Annotated in this window: 16 protein-coding genes and 1 pseudogene (1 of these 17 only partly in view); 5 read left to right on the top strand and 12 right to left on the bottom strand. The window is 43.5% G+C overall.

The window, feature by feature from the left end; genetic code table 11:
* Positions 1–556, top strand: partial view of a polysaccharide deacetylase family sporulation protein PdaB gene (pdaB, locus tag NSQ24_RS02305; protein ID WP_003391897.1) — the 3' portion only. The gene continues 209 nt to the left of window position 1, outside the view; 556 of the gene's 765 nt are visible here — the last part of the coding sequence; its start codon lies off the left edge, out of view; its stop codon occupies positions 554–556.
* Positions 557–585: 29 nt separating this feature from the next.
* Here pdaB and NSQ24_RS02300 read toward each other — a convergent pair whose 3' ends face one another.
* Positions 586–1,164, bottom strand: a complete 579-nt coding sequence (locus NSQ24_RS02300; RefSeq protein ID WP_024985077.1) for a KinB-signaling pathway activation protein — start codon at positions 1,162–1,164, stop codon at positions 586–588.
* Positions 1,165–1,287: 123 nt separating this feature from the next.
* Between NSQ24_RS02300 and gerD the strand changes: the two genes are divergently transcribed.
* Positions 1,288–1,944 (top strand): spore germination lipoprotein GerD, encoded by a 657-nt coding sequence (gerD, locus tag NSQ24_RS02295; RefSeq protein WP_003391903.1) that lies wholly within the window; start codon positions 1,288–1,290, stop codon positions 1,942–1,944.
* A gap of 48 nt (positions 1,945–1,992) precedes the next feature.
* Here gerD and NSQ24_RS02290 read toward each other — a convergent pair whose 3' ends face one another.
* The 6 genes and pseudogenes from NSQ24_RS02290 to NSQ24_RS02265 all read right to left on the bottom strand — a co-directional run bounded on the left by NSQ24_RS02290 (position 1,993) and on the right by NSQ24_RS02265 (position 8,370).
* Positions 1,993–3,099 carry a P-loop NTPase gene (locus NSQ24_RS02290; protein ID WP_003391906.1) on the bottom strand — a complete coding sequence of 369 codons (1,107 nt, stop codon included), beginning with the start codon at positions 3,097–3,099 and terminating at the stop codon, positions 1,993–1,995.
* 146 nt (positions 3,100–3,245) lie between these two features.
* The gene (gene cwlD / locus NSQ24_RS02285; protein ID WP_003391909.1) at positions 3,246–3,962 is read right to left on the bottom strand and encodes an N-acetylmuramoyl-L-alanine amidase CwlD; all 717 of its coding nucleotides are present in this window, start codon (positions 3,960–3,962) and stop codon (positions 3,246–3,248) included.
* Positions 3,963–4,154: 192 nt separating this feature from the next.
* Positions 4,155–4,226, bottom strand: a pseudogene (gene rpsI, locus NSQ24_RS02280) (30S ribosomal protein S9); the annotation flags it as partial.
* Between the two features lie 172 nt (positions 4,227–4,398).
* The gene (ltrA, locus tag NSQ24_RS02275) at positions 4,399–5,664 is read right to left on the bottom strand and encodes a group II intron reverse transcriptase/maturase (RefSeq protein WP_024985202.1); all 1,266 of its coding nucleotides are present in this window, start codon (positions 5,662–5,664) and stop codon (positions 4,399–4,401) included.
* A gap of 743 nt (positions 5,665–6,407) precedes the next feature.
* Positions 6,408–7,271: a hypothetical protein gene (locus tag NSQ24_RS02270; protein ID WP_243015117.1), complete on the bottom strand. Its 864-nt coding sequence runs from the start codon at positions 7,269–7,271 to the stop codon at positions 6,408–6,410.
* A gap of 181 nt (positions 7,272–7,452) precedes the next feature.
* Positions 7,453–8,370 carry a hypothetical protein gene (locus NSQ24_RS02265; protein WP_339167169.1) on the bottom strand — a complete coding sequence of 306 codons (918 nt, stop codon included), beginning with the start codon at positions 8,368–8,370 and terminating at the stop codon, positions 7,453–7,455.
* A 511-nt stretch (positions 8,371–8,881) separates the two neighbouring features.
* Here NSQ24_RS02265 and istA (NSQ24_RS02260) point away from each other — a divergent pair.
* Positions 8,882–10,390, top strand: a complete 1,509-nt coding sequence (gene istA, locus NSQ24_RS02260) for an IS21 family transposase (RefSeq protein ID WP_024985313.1) — start codon at positions 8,882–8,884, stop codon at positions 10,388–10,390.
* Positions 10,390–11,112: an IS21-like element helper ATPase IstB gene (gene istB, locus NSQ24_RS02255; RefSeq protein ID WP_311067724.1), complete on the top strand. Its 723-nt coding sequence runs from the start codon at positions 10,390–10,392 to the stop codon at positions 11,110–11,112. The genes istA (NSQ24_RS02260) and istB (NSQ24_RS02255) overlap by 1 nt, the downstream gene beginning before the upstream one ends.
* Before the next feature lie 26 nt (positions 11,113–11,138).
* On the opposite strand, the gene NSQ24_RS02250 is transcribed toward istB (NSQ24_RS02255), so the two are convergent.
* The 4 genes from NSQ24_RS02250 to NSQ24_RS02235 all read right to left on the bottom strand — a co-directional run bounded on the left by NSQ24_RS02250 (position 11,139) and on the right by NSQ24_RS02235 (position 16,238).
* A complete protein-coding gene (locus NSQ24_RS02250; protein WP_338462836.1) occupies positions 11,139–11,771 on the bottom strand; it encodes a hypothetical protein in 633 nt (210 codons plus the stop codon).
* Between the two features lie 1,193 nt (positions 11,772–12,964).
* Complete coding sequence (istB, locus tag NSQ24_RS02245; protein WP_025846873.1) at positions 12,965–13,708, bottom strand: IS21-like element helper ATPase IstB; 744 nt, start codon at positions 13,706–13,708, stop codon at positions 12,965–12,967.
* Entirely contained in the window at positions 13,705–15,213 is a 1,509-nt protein-coding gene (istA, locus tag NSQ24_RS02240) for an IS21 family transposase (RefSeq protein ID WP_024985261.1), read from the bottom strand. The genes istB (NSQ24_RS02245) and istA (NSQ24_RS02240) overlap by 4 nt, the downstream gene beginning before the upstream one ends.
* A gap of 524 nt (positions 15,214–15,737) precedes the next feature.
* The gene (locus NSQ24_RS02235) at positions 15,738–16,238 is read right to left on the bottom strand and encodes a hypothetical protein (RefSeq protein ID WP_172920279.1); all 501 of its coding nucleotides are present in this window, start codon (positions 16,236–16,238) and stop codon (positions 15,738–15,740) included.
* Between the two features lie 292 nt (positions 16,239–16,530).
* Between NSQ24_RS02235 and NSQ24_RS02230 the strand changes: the two genes are divergently transcribed.
* Positions 16,531–16,905: a hypothetical protein gene (locus tag NSQ24_RS02230; protein WP_172920278.1), complete on the top strand. Its 375-nt coding sequence runs from the start codon at positions 16,531–16,533 to the stop codon at positions 16,903–16,905.
* A 77-nt stretch (positions 16,906–16,982) separates the two neighbouring features.
* On the opposite strand, the gene NSQ24_RS02225 is transcribed toward NSQ24_RS02230, so the two are convergent.
* The gene (locus NSQ24_RS02225; protein ID WP_251247596.1) at positions 16,983–17,342 is read right to left on the bottom strand and encodes a hypothetical protein; all 360 of its coding nucleotides are present in this window, start codon (positions 17,340–17,342) and stop codon (positions 16,983–16,985) included.
* Between the last annotated feature and the right edge of the window lie 224 nt (positions 17,343–17,566).

Here is a 17,566-nt window from a genome sequence, read left to right as displayed (position 1 = left end):
CCGTGCCACACCTATTCTTGATGTGTTGCGTGAGAAAAAGGTAAACAAGGCCACCTTTTTTCTCTCCGCCCCCTGGAGCCAGCGCCACCCGGAAGTCGTCAAGCGAATCAAAGAAGACGGTTTCGAGATCGGTTCACATGGAAACAACCATGACTTTTACAGCAAATACCCCGACGAAGAAATCCGCACACAAATCAGCAAAGCCCACACCATTTTAACGGAGCTGACCGGAAAGAAACCTACACTTATCCGACTTCCAAACGGCGATTTTGACAAACGGGTTCTCCAAATCGCAAGTGAGATGGGCTATACGGTCATCCAGTGGGATACGGATTCCAAAGACTGGACGAACCCTGGCGTAGACGTCATCGTAAATAACGTACTGTCAAAGGCTCACCCAGGCGACATCGTCCTATTGCACGCCAGCGACACGAGCAAAGAGACCCATCTGGCCTTGCCCAAAATCATCGATAAGCTTCGTGCGGACGGGTACGAATTCGTCACTGTGTCGGATCTCATTGCCGGCTCCCAGGTAAAAAGCCAGGAGGTTAATTGAAAAAGCTGACCAGATCCGGTCAGCTTTTCCTATTTTACCACTCGATGAAGTTGCATGACTTGCCAGACATTGCAGAACAATAAGGGAACCAGCATCGACATCGTGGCATAAAAATTATGCTGTTTGAGAGCTGGAATCCACTCGATGGCAGAAAAAACAAACATAAAGAACAATGTCGGCACCCACGCGCTATGATTCGTCAGCTTCGCCTTTGCATATGCCGTTACAATGGCAATCACGAGCAAGAGAATGGGCTCAACGAAAAATTCCGATATCCCTTTTCCTTCTCCCAGCATCGTATACCGCAAGTAAACCATATCGAAAAACGCGAACAGCACCAGGAAAATCTGTATATTTTTCCACAAGCCTGGGTTCTTGAAAAGTCCTCTGGCAAAGTAACTGATCGTCATATAAGCAAAGAGGCCCATTTGAGCCACAATGCTGATCGTCATCCCATACAGCATTTGCATAAAGGTTCCCATAAAAAAGTTGGCCATTGTGCCTTCCAGCAATTTATCGGAAGCAAAGATAAGACCTACCACAATGCCGCCCAATCCACCAAGCAGCAACGTAGTAAAAAACAGCCAGCCGTACTTGCGCAAGCTCACCGAACGTCCCTCCAATCTGCATCGCTTATGATTGTACCAACCCATGCAAGAAAATACTAGCGTAAGAACAAAACAAAATGCGCACGTTACTCATTAGACAGGGTAAAGGAGGGTAACCGCCTCATGTGGAAGAAAAGTGTTTCTTTGTGGCTGTTGCTGGCGGTCAGCCTGATCATGACAAGCTGCGGCAACGGAGGGCAAGCCCAGGGCCCGGCACAGCCTGATTATAAGAGTGTAAAGGATATGGTGCTCGACATCCTGCAAACGGAAGAGGCCAAAAACTCCGTTGCGAAAATGATGAAGGACGACAAATTTACACAGAACCTCATCATGGACGAGTCAACCGTGAAGACAACGCTGATCCAAAGCATTACCAACCCGGAAAACCGGCATATCAAAGAAGCCTTCAAAGACCCGAAGTTTGCCAGCACCCTGGCTAAGTCGATGAAAAATGAGCATAAAACATTGATGAAAGACCTGATGAAGGATCCCGAGTATCAAAAAATGCTGATCAGCGTAATGAAAGACCCGGAATTTGAAAAAAATCTGATGGAAATGATGAGAAGCTCCGCCTATCGCAAGCAGACCATGCAAATTATGAAGGAATCCCTGCAGAGCCCGCTGTTCCAGGAAGAGCTCATGAAATTGATGACAAAAGCCACCGAAGACATGATGCAGCCGAAAGAAGCGAAAAAAGGACAGAAAAAAGGCGGTCAGGGCGAAGGCGGCGGTGGTGGCGGTGGAAGTGGCGGCGAAAGCGGCGGCGGCGGTCAATCGTAATAAAAAAGGTGAGCTCCAATAAGAGCCCACCTTTTTCCATAGTTGCGTTTATTGATTGACAGTGGCTTCACATTTCTCGGCCACAAGCTTTGCCATATCCATATAAATGCTTCCAATCGCCGAATCCTGCCGGTAAACGGATGGAGAATAGTCAGCCTCGGCTGGATGATTTTCCGGCTGACCGAGCGGAATTTGCGCCAGCAATTCCGTAGCAAGCGTCTCGGCGAGCTTGGCTCCTCCGCCTCTGCCGAATACGTATTCCTTGGAACCGTCTTTCGCCTCATACCATGCCATGTTTTCGACGACACCGAGAATTTCATGCCCCGTCTTCTTCGCCATGGCGCCGGCACGGGCGGCCACGAAGGCAGCGGTAGCATGCGGAGTCGTCACAACGATTTCCTTGCTTTGCGGGATCATGGTATGGACGTCGAGGGCCATATCGCCCGTACCCGGAGGCAAATCAAGCAAGAGATAATCGAGGTCTTCGCCCCAATGGACTTCTGTAAAGAAGTTCCGCAACATTTTGCCCAGCATCGGTCCACGCCAGATGATCGGGGAATTGTCCTCCACGAAGAATCCCATCGACATGACCTTTACCCCAAACTTGTCGACGGGCAGGATCGTCTCGCCAATAACAGTTGGGCGTTGCTCAATGTTCATCATGTCAGGCACGCTGAACCCGTAAATATCGGCGTCAATAATCCCGACTTTTTTGCCTAAACGCGCCAGCGAGACGGCCAGGTTGACGGTGACCGTCGATTTGCCCACTCCCCCTTTTCCGGAGGTGATGGCAATAAACGTGGTCATCGAGTCTTTTGCCAAAATCGGATTGAGAACGGGCGCTTGTCCTGCCGGTGACGGAGATGACGCCTGTCCTCCGCGCAACTGTGCGCTTAACGCTGCACGTTCTTCATCGGTCATGGAACCGAATTGCAGACGGACTTCTTTGGCACCCAGCTCTTTGACGGCAGCAATCACGTCTTGTTCGATTTTGGCTTTCAACGGACAGCCGGAAATCGTGAGAACAACGGTCAAACTGACAGTTTCTCCCTCGATCTGGATGTCCCGAATCATATTTAATTCGACCAGGCTGCGGTTGATTTCCGGGTCTTTTACATCACGAAGCGCTTCCAGCACGCTTTCTTTGGTCAACATCGCGTCCACCTCTATCTTATATGATACAAACGTAAACAGAAGCTCTTTAGGGTATGCGCGTCCATTATAGCATATCCGACGGGACCATACACGGCTGCGGGTGTTTCGAAATTGCAACAGTCAGACCGTCAGCAAGGAAACGCTGATCACGGTGCAGTCGGCGGCTTTTCCCCGGCGTAATGCCGCAGTATCCCTTGATAAATCGCATTGGCCATAGCCTTTTGGTAATCAACCGAGCGCAGGCGTTTAGCTTCCGCCTCATTGCTGACAAAACCAACCTCCACCAATACAGCGGGACAATCTACCTCGCGTATCAAAAATACGTCGTCCGTTTTGCTCGGCACCCGGTCCGTATTCTCCAGTACCCGCTTGATCTCATCCTGAATGAGGTAGGAAATTTCCTCGCTCTTTTTGAAAGCAGGATAGTAAAACGTCTGGGCCCCCTTCCACTTTGGCGATGGAATCGAGTTTACATGAACGCTTACCAAAAAGTCAGGGGAATTGTCGTTGACAAACTTGACCCTGTTTCGGATATCCTCTGATTTTCGTTTCCGCAGCCGTTCTGCCTCAGGGGAAGCCAGATCCTTGTCCTCTTCCCGCGTCATAATGACGTGCGCCCCTGACTGCAGGAGAAAATCACGCAAGTACAGACTGATTGCCAATGTCACTTCTTTCTCGATGACACTGCCATCTGACGAAACAGCTCCGCCGTCTTTTCCTCCATGTCCAGGATCGATGGCGATGACTGTCCCTGCCAAGGGCAATGACCAGGTCGTCCAGGAGGAACGATCTGGTGCTTCATAGGTGAGCAACAGCACGAGCAGAAGAAATGATAAGATGTATCCCGTTACTTTTCGAGCCACCTTGCACCGTCCCCTTTGTCCATTCTCGTTTCATCTTATGGACAAAGGGCCGCAAATATGACGGCTTGTTCGAGTTCGCTTACCCAATAAACCAAACCTTGATCCGTCCCTACAATAGATCCGTTGGCGAAAAAACAAAAACCCCCTGCCTTTGCATACACAAAGAACAAGGGGTTTTGCATAAAGCCTCTCTTAGCGCTTGGAGAATTGAGGAGCGCGACGAGCAGCTTTGAGACCGTATTTTTTACGTTCTTAAATGAATGCTTAGGATACGCTAGGACTACCTAGTATTATATAGGAAGTTTCGTGTTTTATATCCAGTATCTTAGGATGCATTCAGATAAGAATATGGTCAAAATATGGTCAATCGAGTAGGAGGGGGCGACTAACCCCCGTCCTCTCACACCACCGTACGTACCGTTCGGTATACGGCGGTTCACCAAGCTTGACGAATTTGAGAATATCGTTGCACTAAGCTTTTCAGCCCTTGTTGTTGCCAGTAGGCAATGCCGAGGGCTTTGTGTATATGCGGAGATTTTGTGGTACGCCATGCACCCTTGCGGGTATTTGCAATTTCAATGGCTTTTACGTGAGATATGCCAAGAGAACGAAGTTCTCGATATCTGGTTCTCACGCGTTTCCACTGCATCCACAAACAAAGACGGAGCCTGCGCCTTGTCCATTCCTCAATGGATTGTAGAATGCCCTTCGCGTCTGCAAGGGCGAAATATCCAATCCAGCCCATGAGGTACTGATTTATTCTTTCAATCCGCTTCTCCATCGAGATGCTCCACACCGGATTCGTGATCGTGCGGATTTTCTCTTTTAGCTTGAGGAGGGATTTGGGGTGGATGCGAATCCTTGTCTGTTTTGCAAAGGTAAAACTAAAGCCCAAGAATTTTCGTTTCCATGGTCGGTCTATCGCGCTTTTCTCCTCATTTACTTTTAGCCTTAGTACCTTCTCCAAGTGGTTTTGAATACTCTTCTTTACTCGTTCCCCTGCCCGTTTTGTTTTCACGTAGATATTACAATCGTCTGCGTAGCGGCAGAAACGGTGGCCTCTCTTTTCGAGTTCCTTGTCCAAATCATCAAGTAGGATATTTGCCAAAAGTGGGCTTAACGGCCCACCTTGCGGTGTTCCTTCACTTGATGTTGTACAGACGCCATTTATCATGATCCCCGCATTCAAGTAGGAACGAATCAGTCTTAAAATTCTCTTGTCCTGAACTTTTCGAGCCACACGGCTCATTAGAATATCATGATTTACGCGATCAAAGAATTTCTCTAGATCGATGTCCACCACGAAACGATATCCTTCGGAGATATACGCTTGCGCTTTCCTTACTGCCATGTGAGCGCTACGTTTTGGACGGAACCCATAGCTAGATTCCGAGAAGGTGGGGTCGAAGATCGGCGTTAACACTTGGAGGATGGCCTGCTGAATAAAGCGGTCTACCACGGTGGGAATGCCTAATAACCTTACACCACCGTCAGGTTTCGGGATTTCGACTCTGCGAACAGGTGAAGGTCTATAGGTTCCCCTTTCCATCTTCTCGCGGATGGCTTGCCAGTGTTCACGTAGATAATCGCGTAGTTGTTCGGTTGAAACACCATCGACTCCACCGACACCTTTGTTTTCCTCCACTCGTTGGAGTGCCATCCGTAAGTTTTCCCGTGATAAGACTTTTTCCAGCAAATCCATAATGATGTTCCTTCCTTCGCACATGCGGACTCCGTGCTTGCTGTACGATACTCAGCCCTCTTTTGTACCCTCGGGGCTTCACCCCTGCTCTTCAAAAGTAGTTCCTTGACAGAATTCTGCTTCGACGTACCGTATCAAAAGACATGGATCGCATGCTGACTTGATGTTCGGCCCTTCCCCATTCAAGCGTCCTCTACTCGGGTACTATGGCCTCTGCTGACTTCTGCATGTTCAGCGTCTCCTTACGGAGACGGTTACCAACAGTTGAAGGCGTTTCATGCAGACCTCCCCAGGTAAGAACGATAACTTTCATCCCATGTACCTGCCCAAGTTTACTACTGTATCCCTTGGCTGTATGGGGCTTTGTCTTGTTTGGCAGACTCGCCCGGATACAACAGCCTCAAATTGGGTTCGTGTACCTCAGGTCGGGATTTTGCCGCCGGCTTCCTTCAGATTCGACCTCGCGGTCGACACCCTTGCCTTGAGCTAACGGTTGGTACAGCCAACCCCCGTTCGGGACTTTCACCCTATAGCTATCGCCCATGCTGGGCGCACCAAAAACCCGGCTCCGTTATTTCATGGTGCCGGGTCTTCTTTACACCATGTCAGCTGCTTCATTACGTCATTGCCCTTTTTCCACTTTTGTACTAAAGAAGCCTAAACCGGTCAATATCACCAATCACTTATGAATTGAGAACTATAATCTTCACAGGGATATTTCGCTCTAACAAATATTAAATAAATTAAATAAGAATGACCGGCTCAAAGTCCCATTCTTCATCAGTAAATCCGCTTTCAATTAATAACTCTTTTACTTTTCTGCTTATAAGCATATTCCGCTTTACTCTTTTTTCACTCACTGCTTGAAATTCTAACGAATAATTAAAATCCGCGATAACCTCTGAAACATTTTTACTATAATGATACGGGAAGATCAAATGCCCCCCTGTTCCACAAGCTGGGCACTTCAATTTTCGGGCAATAGGATCATTTTTAATTTCATCGGGTATTTTTTGTGATGGAAGAATATTTGTTGGTATTACTTCATAGGCATTTCGTTTCTTCGCTCTTTCTCCATAATGTTCAACTTGCTCCAGTTGATATCCCGTAAGTTCCCATTCATTAAATAGTGAAGCTATTTTTTCAGATATAACCAACCTCGAATCAACGTATACGAAATTTTGTTTTTCTACATTTGCTGTATTGATTTTCAATGCCCCCACCTTTTCATAGATGGCTCTTCCACATGTATCACAAAAAGGTTTAATTTGATACCTGCCTTTGTTAGTGGTATAACGTTGCTCAATGTTTCCAATAGAAGGTACTCGGAAGAGTGGGGAAGTGGTCAATTCGTGTTCCGTAAATTGAAATACTAATCTAAAATCTAGTTCCCCATCTTCTACAAAAGAAAGCTTTGTCATTAGGCTTTCTAAAATAGCAGGTTCATATGGTATACGTAAATCGTAATCAATAACAACATATCCACCCTTGATTATAAACGGCTCTGGCGGAGAATAGGAAATTCCAAAATCTTTTAATACTCTATCCACTCGTGGCTTTCGTTCTAAACTTTCAACTGTAAACTTCATAACGGCTGTTTTCTTCACTCTGTTCCCCCCTATCAAACTTATATAACGAATAACTGACACTTTATATATGAAATACAAAGTGTCAGTTATGCAATCATTTATTATTTATTAATTGTGTGTTGGCGAGTTTGAGCAAATTTCCACAGAAACTCATATACGGTGGCCTCTAGCGGAAACTCAATTGCCTTTCCAAAAGTTTTTAAACAGTGTTGTTTGTCAATACCGGAACAAGAGACCATTTAGTATCATCAGAGAATGTCTTATTATGAGAAATTCCGTTTTCAACCAATAACGTGATTACCTTCTTACTAACTAACATGTGCCGAATAACTGTTTCTTCATTGATAGGAAAATATTCATAAGTTAAATTAAAATCCTGCATCAATTGACTTACTTTCCTATCATAGCTATATGGTAACTGTAAATGCTCTACAACACCACATTCAGGACATGTTCGCATCTTGACTTGAGGATCACTACTTAGTTGGCCGATCAAATTTTGTGGTGGCAAGATATTAGTGGGAATAACCTGAAAGGCATTTTGTCCTGTTGTTGATCCTTTATGCCTTACCTCTCGTAATATATATCCTGATAGATTCCACTCACTAAACTTATCCGCAAGATCCTGGGAAATAACCATATGTTCGTCAACAAATATTAGCGGAAATTTTTTAATGACTGATGTATTAAACATTAGTTCGTTTTTTGTAACTTTCTTATTTCTTAAGCAACTTGGGCAAAATGTTATTAATTCATCTTTCGATTTACTGGAGAGATATAATTCCGACCTGTTACCTATTGAGGTTATTCTATATAATTCGGCGTTTCTTCTCTCATCATCAGTATACTCATATATATAACGAAAATAACGAAAAGTAGATGACATCCTGTTACTTCCTAATGATTCCTCATAAATCGAGTTGAGATTCTCTAATATCGTTGTGATTAACTTGATATCGTACGCTACCTCAAATTTATACCGGACATACACATCATCATTTTTTATATCTGATTCTGGTATTACAAAGTCTTGTATTAAAGTATTAAGAATTTGATCAATTTTATACTTGATTTTTAAATCATACACTTGAAAAGAAAAATGAACTTTTATCTTCATTAACTCACCTCATTATTTAGATAATAATACTATAACTCCACACCAAAGGTGTGGAGTTCTTTAAATCCTTAACGGATACTATGTTGCTTTTCCCTCGCAAATTTATACAAAAATTCGTAAACTTCATCATCAGTGTCTCTCCATAGTTTACGATATACGTCAATATGAGTCTCCAATATTTCAGCGCGAGAATACTGATTATAATCAATGCCGTAGGGAATCTCTTTTCTCATCGCTTTAGTGATTGGATCGTGGTACTCCTTAGGTATTGCAATACAAAACATATCATCTTCATGGGTTCCCAATCTTTTTGCAAAGCGTTTCTCGAATATGTGATGTCTATGCCAACCAGAAGGTATGTGTTTATGGCAGACTAAAAATGTAGGTTATGGCAGTTAATTTATGCAGACCCGTAGGGGCTGCATAAATTAAAAAACCACTTGCCAACATCCCCTTATCAAAATACACTCCTGTTGGGCATTACAGACGACGGGAGGTATAAAGTTAGGAGATGTTAGCAGTGGCAGAAATTAATTATATCAGGCATGAGGCAAACAAAAAAGGGCGAGCTTATAGCAAGATTGCCAAACAAATGAATCGTGATTCAAGGACGGTTCAGAAGTATGCAGAAATGGATGATTTCAATCTACAAGAAAAGCCCAAGCAAATTCGAAAAGCTAGAGTCATGGAGCCCGTTAAACCTATTCTTGATCAATGGATCAAAGAGGACTTGAACAAGAAAAAGAAGTTCCGAAGAACAGCACAACGCTTGTTCACGCAATTAGTGGAGGAATACCAATTTACAGGATCATCTCGCTCTGTCAGACAATATGTTTCCCAACGTAAGCACCAGTTAGCGGAGACAAGTGATGCTGCGGCATTGCCATTGGAAACGAGACCTGGATCAGCTCAAGTTGATTTTGGAGAAGCACCATTCAAATATCAGGGAGAAAGTGTTACCTTGCCATTCCTCGTTCTCTCGTTTCCTTATAGCAACACGTTCTACTTTCAAGTTTTCCAGTCTCAGAATCGAGAATGCTTTCTGGAGGGATTAAAGCGTATCTTTCACTATATAGGTGGAGTTCCAAAGGTCATTCGATTTGATAATTTATCACCAGCGGTGAAAAAGATCATGCCAAATGGTCAGCGTGAACTGACGGAGGAATTTCAAAACTTCGTTTTTCATTATGACTTTGAATACGAGTTTTGCAATCCCGGTAGTGGCAATGAAAAAGGGCACGTAGAGGCGATGGTCAAGTACGTTCGCAACAACTTCCTGCTTCCTGAGTTGCAGATACACAATCTTGATCAGCTAAACGAAACCCTTTGGAAAAAAGCCGAGAAAGATCGGGAGAGACCTCATTATGTGAAAGAAACCATGCTTTCCGAACTATATTTGGCAGACAAGGAACACCTTCTTCAATTACCTGCCAAAGAGTTTGATTGTATCCGATATGAACGAGTAAAAGCGGATAAATACGGATATATCCGAGTCGAAAATAAACTCTACTCAACGTCTCCCCGTTTTGCCAAATGTATGGTTTTGGCAAAGATCTCATTTGACCGAGTCGATATTTTAACTGAAGAATATGAGCTGATCGTACAGCATCCCAGGCTGTATGGCAAAGAGCCAAAATCAGTGATTTGGCAGCCATATTTGATATTGATGGCAAAACGGCCAACTGCTATTAAATACACAAGTTTTTATGAACAATTGCCAATCGAATGGCAAGTCTATCTCTCGAATTGCACGGTCCCAGAGAAGCAAGAAGCTCTCCAGCTACTATCCGTCATTTTAAAAAACGATGATATGAAAATACCCACGCAAGCTTTGCAGCTTGCCTCTGAGAATGGTCACCCAGCCGTTGATTCTATTAAGCAGATCTATTATCAACTCATGAATGGCCGTGGACAAAGGGATACCATCCAACCGAAAGGTTTTGTTCCTGCCGTTCCAACAGCCACTAGAGGATTAGCCCATTACAATGAATTTTTTAAGGGAACGGGAGGTCATCACTAGTGGATGCATTGATAAAAGAATATTCAAAGCGTCTCAAGTTGAGTTGGGTTCGGCAACATTTCCATGAGGTTGAAGCTACTACAAATGAAGAGTACTTACTCAAAATACTAGAAAACGAGATACAACAACGAGAAGTACGGAAAATCAATCTGCTCTTTAAACAATCTTCCTTGCCAAGAGTAACAGGAAAGCCATTTGAATGGGGTCATATTCAGATGGGACAAGGTCTCACGCAGGATCATATCCTTCATGGTGGATTTATAGAGGAGAAAGAAAATCTGATCTTTTATGGCGGTGTGGGAACGGGGAAAACGTACTTATCCACTCTGATTGGCTTAAATGCCATTCAGCAGCAAGGGAAAAAGATAAAGTTCTTTACTGTCGCTGGATTAGTCAATCGGCTGCTAGACGCTCACGAGACTGGCTCGTTGAGCCGATTCTTTAACCATATTGAGAAGCTAGATCTGTTAATACTCGACGAACTGGGGTATATTCCTCTGCATAAACAAGGTGCAGAACTGCTATTTCAGATTATCTCCATGTGCTACGAAAGAAAAAGTATTATTATCACGACCAATCTACAGTTTGGCCAATGGAATCATATATTTGGTGATCCAATTTTAACAGAGGCAGTTATTGATCGCTTGATTCATCACTCTCATTTGATCGTCTTCAATGGCGAAAGCCATCGATACAAAGAATCGCTATTACACGGTAAATAATTTAGGGGTTGGCAAGTGGTACATTTTTAATTGCCATTTGCTACATTTCTTACTTGCCAAAAACAAGGTATGTTTTTTAGATTATCGTAGACATCAATCCCAATCTCAAGTGCCTTCTTTAATGTCTTATTGGCTCTAATCATCCGCTCAACGCCAGAAATTGCTGGAACACCCGGAAAGACAACTGACGCACCATCAAATACTACTTTAAATCCATTCCAAAGCGTAGGTTCAGCCCTGTAGTCAGCCAAAGACAACATAAAGTTGCCTACATCAAAAGCTGTTTCAACCCATTGAGGTTTAATTACACCATCTTTTTTATCAGCGGCTAGAGTGGATAGGTTTGATTCGGCAACTTCCTGAAAATCGAATTCATTAGGATCTAAGTCTCTAATTTTTAGTTCTTTTAACTGATAACCTTCGCCCAAGGACTCGAAATCAGATTCATCTAACTCTGTTCCGTTCGTCAAGAACATAGTTGTAGAGATTTGATCCCCTTCAGGTGACTCAAGGATTACTTCCGCAACTCTATCTACGTCAAACTCTGGCTGTGCTACATTTTTGGAATTTGCAGCAAAGGCATAGTTGTTTATCGGACTAACTAGCAATACTACCACGAGGAAAAAAGTGAGTAATCTACTAATCACATTCATACGCATTTGCAACCTCCTAATAAAAATTGGTCGTGAAAATGGTAATGGTGTGATATAAATTGATAATCCTCCAAATCACCTCATTTCCCTAAATATTTACAAATTTATTTGTATATTCCCATGATATATAAAGAAGTTTTGCATTTCTACCAAATTCGATTTACATATTTCGACATTTTTCTCAGATAAATATACAAAGTCCCTTACTTACTGATTTTTACGAAATCCATGCTTCAACGCTTTTGATTTTACCCTTTGGTAGTTTTATGATTTTTACGATCCCCGTCCCGCTTACCCTGCAGGTAAAGCGCTGCAGCAGTTTCTCGGACAGGATCAAACACTACCCCTGTGTATATTGCATAGTAAAAGTGCTTAATTTTGTAGCAATTACTTATGCAGATTAAAGTGACTGGGTTTGACATGGAGAGGTGGGTGTGATAGGCTTGTCAGCCGTTACGAAGCCATTGGCTTCGCCCCTTCGCAATGATTCATACCCATAGAGGTTCCATGTCAAACCTATGCATAAAAGTTACTTCTGCATATTGATAAAAAATCATCGCAGCAAAATTCGGCACTTTTCGATTGCCAAACACACCCCCTGGATTGTTTCTATAATAAGGTCTTTCCCTTTCACCCGGACGTATCGTCTCCGCTATCCATTCCGGCAAATGCCGAATTCCACTGTCTTGACTGTTCTTTTAAATGTCTCAGATTAATCATCTCGTTTTTTACCTGCACGCCAGTATTAAAGAGTCAGATACTGATGTGCTCTGACCCCTTGTCGTTGTTGGCGAAGTAGGAACGCTCTTCAGAATTTTATTGCTGTCGCCTGAATAGTCATTATAAGAATTTGTACGTGGTACGTTTGTCTGGTACGCCTGAAGTTATCTCTTCTCAAAAAAATGCTGTAAAATCAAGAATATCCCTTACCATCTCTATCCCGTTTCGATAAATTGTAGCTTCTATACTAGAAGCCCCTCTCTGATGAGAAGGGCTCTTTCATGTCGGTTCAGTTATTTCCCGTTTAAACAGTCGGGCACATCATTCTTTGGGTATCCCACCATTGTTGATGGATTCGCTCGCAACTGATCAGCATCCTAGTGTGAATGTCAACCAAAATGTTGACCACAGTGCTCATCAAAAAATTGACCACCATGGCAAAAATCAATCCACCCGTCGGGTGGGTAACTTTTTCATGATCACGATCTTTGAATGCTCTGCTTAAAGCGATAGCTGTCTCCATTCATTGCAAAGATATGGGCACGATGGGTAAGCCGATCAACCAGGGCTGACGTCATTTGCTCATCTTTGAAAATCTGTGTCCATTCCGTAAATTCCAGATTACTGGTAATGATCATGCTTCCTTTCTCATAGCGGGCCGCACAAAATTGGAATAATAACTCCGCCCCGGTCCGACTCAGAGGGACAAACCCGACTTCATCCAAAATAATCAAATCTGTTTTCAACCATTGCCTCTCTAGCTGGAGGATTCGCTTTTGGGACTGAGCTTCCATAAGCTCGTTACATATTTTAGCGGCAGTCCAAAACTGAACGGAATAGCCATGATGGCAAGCTTCCTTCCCGAGTGCAATGGAGAGATGAGTTTTGCCAGTGCCAGAGTTTCCGATAAACATGATGTTCTCTGCCTTTTCGATGTACTCACAACGAGCCAGTTGAAGCAATTTGGGCTTATTGAGGGACGGAATCGCCGAGAATTCAAATTGATCGAGCGTTTTCATAGAAGGGAATTTGGCGTGCTTGATGCGACTCGCGATTTGGTTAGCATCCCTTTGCTGAACTTCTTGCTCTAGTAGGGCTAAGAGGAACTCCTCGTAGGGAATTTGCCGTTCAGCAGCATCATGGGCGATTTCCTTATAGACACGTTTAATCGCAGGTAAGCGAAGGCGTTTCGCGTAGGTTTCAAGCAGGAAACTCGTACTCAATGAACCACACTCCTTTTCTGTAACAAACGATTGTACTGGCTAAGATCTGGGGCCTTTACCTGAATACGTGGAACAGAGCTATCCTCCACCAACGAGAGTTGGGGTAGACGGTGTTCCGGCAATGTTCGCTGAAACAATAATTGCCTTACGGCATCATATTGGAACATCCCTTTTTGGCAGGCCTCCTCCAGTGCTTCTTCGACAAGAGAAGTATCGAATTCACGGTGCAAAAGCAAGAGTCGAACGAACTCCTTCATCCCTCCTGGTCGGTTGCGGCACTTGTCCAAGAACTTTTGGTAAATGGCGGGTAATCCTGCCTGATGCAATGGTCTAGCATAAAGAACTGCTCCTGGACGAATAAGAAGTAAATCCAGATAATGATCGTATTGCAAAATCTCCTTTCCCTTTTCCAAACACCGCTCATGCGTCGCAATCAGGCTTTTTCCGTGATACACCTCAACTTTTTCAGCAAACACTCGGCAAGTAAGCTGGGTCGATGCATAGGAAACGGGGACGGAATAGGCATTTTTCTCAATGTGGATCATGGATAGCGTATTGCTTTTCACGGGTACAACACGGAAACAATCCAATGGCCGTGGAGGCAATGGAAGCATGATAGGCAACTCTTGAGCAAATGCTTCTCCAACCGTTAGTGAAGACCTTGGAACGGTTGTATTCTCGTAAGAGATACATTTTTCGAGGAGGATTTGATTGAGCTCCTCCAGAGAAGAAACACTGGGTACAGGGGTAAAAAATTGCCTCTGAGCAAACTGTACGAGGTTTTCCACCTGGCCTTTTTGATGCCCTTTTCCGGGATCACAGAAATAGCTTTCAAACAGGTAGTGGGCACGTAGCTGAGTAAATCGCTCTTGTTCCTCGCGATTTTTACCCTCCAATACCTTCTTAACGGCTGTTGTCAGGTTGTCGTATGTGATGACTTGGGGAACAGCACCGAAAAATTCAAAAGCATCTACATGACCTTGGAGAAGAGCCTCTTGCTTCTGATGAGCAAATGTTTTGATAAAAATCTTTCTGCTGTATGTGCAACGCATACAAAAGACTTGAACCTTTACTTGTTTCCCTTGTAAATGAACCGTAACCTCACCCCAGTCAAATTGAGCAAAGCGCCCTGGCGGGAAATCGAGAGGGACAAATGCTTTAGGGGGAGAAACCCGCAACTCTCTGACGTAGCGTCGTACAGTAGATTCACCGCCGGTGAATCCATGTTCGTCAACGAGTCTCTGGTAAATGCGTTTGGCAGTATGACGCTGCTTCGGGGGAGCTTGTTCATCTTGATGCAGCCACTCCAAGATGATGGGCTTGACAGAATCAATGACTGGCTTTGGCTTCGGTTTTGAAAGCTGATACACAGGAATCTCAGAGGATTTCAAAGCCTTTCGTATCACTTGACGGGAATAGCCGGTCTCTCGAGAAATTTGGCGAATCGACTTTCCTAGCAGAATGTGTTGTTTCCTGATAAACTCGTAATTAGCCATCTGAAGCATTTCCTTTCCTCCTATATCTTGTGGTCCGACAACTTCAAGATACAGGAAAGAGGTGCTCAGGTGGTCAACTTTTTTATGAGCAATGTACCACTAGGTGGTCAATTATTAGATTAGCATTCACATCCTAGGGAACAAGAAGGAATTGTAGCTCAGCAGTAATCATATCTTAAATCCAAAACTGAATCCCATTTTTTCAAAAACTTTTATGCCATTCTGTCACCGATTGGATAATTGCAAGTCATATAGCGATCAAAGGTAATAGCAGCAATTAACGGCAGTTGTCACGTATTTTTTTATCGGATGTCGTTCCGGTGGTGACTAGAAAATCAAATGGAGTCTAATCTGGTTCGGATTTAGCACCAAAACCTTCTTCCTATCTGATGAATAACCCGTTTCCATGAAAGATCTCTCGCTCCCCTCAACCACTAGATCATCTGGATGTTGCCGATAGGCTACTCATCATAATTCGAAAGAGACATCAAGAAATGAAAATGCAAATAAAATGTCCTCCGGTATGGAAAACCCTATGTATCTTTAAACTCTCGTAAAGAAAACATTAAATTTCTTCCAAGCTTTTGAACATGGACCCGTTCGGAAAGAGCTAAAGCCTTGTGTAAGATAATGTATGGGTTTGACCAGTCGACTTGTAGTCGTTTTTGTAATTCCTGATACAATTCCGACATCGTCACTGGAGACGACTCTTCCAGAATGCTCTCGACCTCTTGGGAAATCCGAGGATAATCATAATACTGGTATGTCCTCCTTGTTTTCTGTGATTTCTTAGCAAATTTCTTGTTGGAAACTTCTGATTCGATCGGCTTTGTCTCTGTTTTCTCCAATCTGCTTTGGGAACCGTGTAACTCGTGCAACTCGTCCAATTCACGAATACGGTTCAGTACCTCTTTAATCTCCGCTGCAAACTGACTATCCCGTTCCACATAATCACTTCGCCAAGATGCTCTCTGTTCCAAAAGAGCATTCAATGTCTTCTCTAAAGCGACTCGCTCATTGAAAAATCCACCCATTTGACTACTCCTTACTTAGGTTATTTCAAAAAATTATACCCAATTATAGCTGTTCAAAAGAGCATATTACAAAAACTCTCCGATATAAGAGAAAATACAGCGGTAAAATCAACCTACGAATGGATTGCCAAAGTCACTACAACTGGGTATCTCACAATTGAGGTCAAAATGGAAGGCGTAAGTTTACATGCCTCCGAATACATGCCTCCGAATACATGCCTCCGAAGTTCGACAAGGTATGGTATAATTAGCAAGAGTTGACAATCCTTTTAGAAAAGTGGAGGATGAAAACATGGGGAATTATGTTCTTTGCTCTGTTTGTGATCACGATTACACTCATATCATGGGAACAATTCAAGTCAAAGATGATGACAACTATCAAGCAACCGAATTCATTATCAATCATCAATATCGAATCCCCGCAAAGGTAGAATACAAATTCCGTTCACAAGGTAACCTTCACATCATATTCAGGTGTGAATCCGGGCATTTCTTTATCAAAAGCTTTGATGGCCATAAAGGAAACGTGCACATTGATAGCAATCCACTTATGGATGAACTAGCTAATTATTTGAATAAAATCTACAAAAAACAAAAAGAATCATCGCTTTCGTTTGACTATGAATTACTTGGCAATATTGAAAAATTTATTAAACAGCAAGAATAATTCTCTTTCTTTGAGATTGAATTTTTATAGCAAAAAGCCCTCCCCGGAACAAATCCACAGGAGGGCTTCGCACGTTCTTACACCTTCTTAATTCTTCTGCGTAAATAACGATACATCAACGTCACCAGCCATACCCATGCTATTTTTCCGCCGAATAGTTTAAATCCATATTGGATACGAGCAGCCAGAAATTCATATCGATCGATGAGTTCTTGTTCCTTGGTCAGCACGTACAACTCGAATCCTGAATAGAGGCTCTCGATTTGGGCGATAAACCCGAAGATGCGAGGGAAAAGGTCATCTGCCATAAAGAGCAAAATAAATAGGAGCAAAGCGATCAGCGCGCCCCTCTCCTGCACAAATCCTTTTATTTGATCGACTATCGTTTGCGGACACATCTTTTCAAGAATTTCACTGTTTTTGAAATACCATCCCACTCCACCTGCAAGTCTAGGGCTGCGGCGAGCTCCCGGGCAGGAGCATAGGCAACGCCAGCTTCGATTGTCTCCGTCAGGTCTTGGCTGTTCACTCGAATTTGATTTGTGTCTGTTTGCCGTAGGCGAATACCCGGATGCCACCCACCGGCTTCTTTTTTTTGCGGATCGATGCGACCAGAATCTCCTTGTTTTATTTAATTTGACTCGGTCTAAAAAAAGGCCTC

The sequence above is a fragment of the Brevibacillus sp. FSL L8-0520 genome (assembly GCF_037963895.1).
GTDB classification, from domain to species: Bacteria; Bacillota; Bacilli; order Brevibacillales; family Brevibacillaceae; genus Brevibacillus; species Brevibacillus borstelensis.
This window is presented reverse-complemented; position numbering and strand designations above follow the sequence as displayed.

Coding starts and splice junctions, on each gene's coding strand:
- gerD (WP_003391903.1), top strand. CDS start 1,288: ATGTGGAAGAAAAGTGTTTCTTTGTGGCTGTTGCTGGCGGTCAGCCTG.
- NSQ24_RS02290 (WP_003391906.1), bottom strand. CDS start 3,099: ATGTTGACCAAAGAAAGCGTGCTGGAAGCGCTTCGTGATGTAAAAGAC.
- ltrA (WP_024985202.1), bottom strand. CDS start 5,664: ATGGATTTGCTGGAAAAAGTCTTATCACGGGAAAACTTACGGATGGCA.
- NSQ24_RS02265 (WP_339167169.1), bottom strand. CDS start 8,370: ATGAAGATAAAAGTTCATTTTTCTTTTCAAGTGTATGATTTAAAAATC.
- istA (WP_024985313.1), top strand. CDS start 8,882: ATGTTAGCAGTGGCAGAAATTAATTATATCAGGCATGAGGCAAACAAA.
- NSQ24_RS02250 (WP_338462836.1), bottom strand. CDS start 11,771: ATGCGTATGAATGTGATTAGTAGATTACTCACTTTTTTCCTCGTGGTA.
- istA (WP_024985261.1), bottom strand. CDS start 15,213: ATGCTTCAGATGGCTAATTACGAGTTTATCAGGAAACAACACATTCTG.
- NSQ24_RS02235 (WP_172920279.1), bottom strand. CDS start 16,238: ATGGGTGGATTTTTCAATGAGCGAGTCGCTTTAGAGAAGACATTGAAT.
- NSQ24_RS02230 (WP_172920278.1), top strand. CDS start 16,531: ATGGGGAATTATGTTCTTTGCTCTGTTTGTGATCACGATTACACTCAT.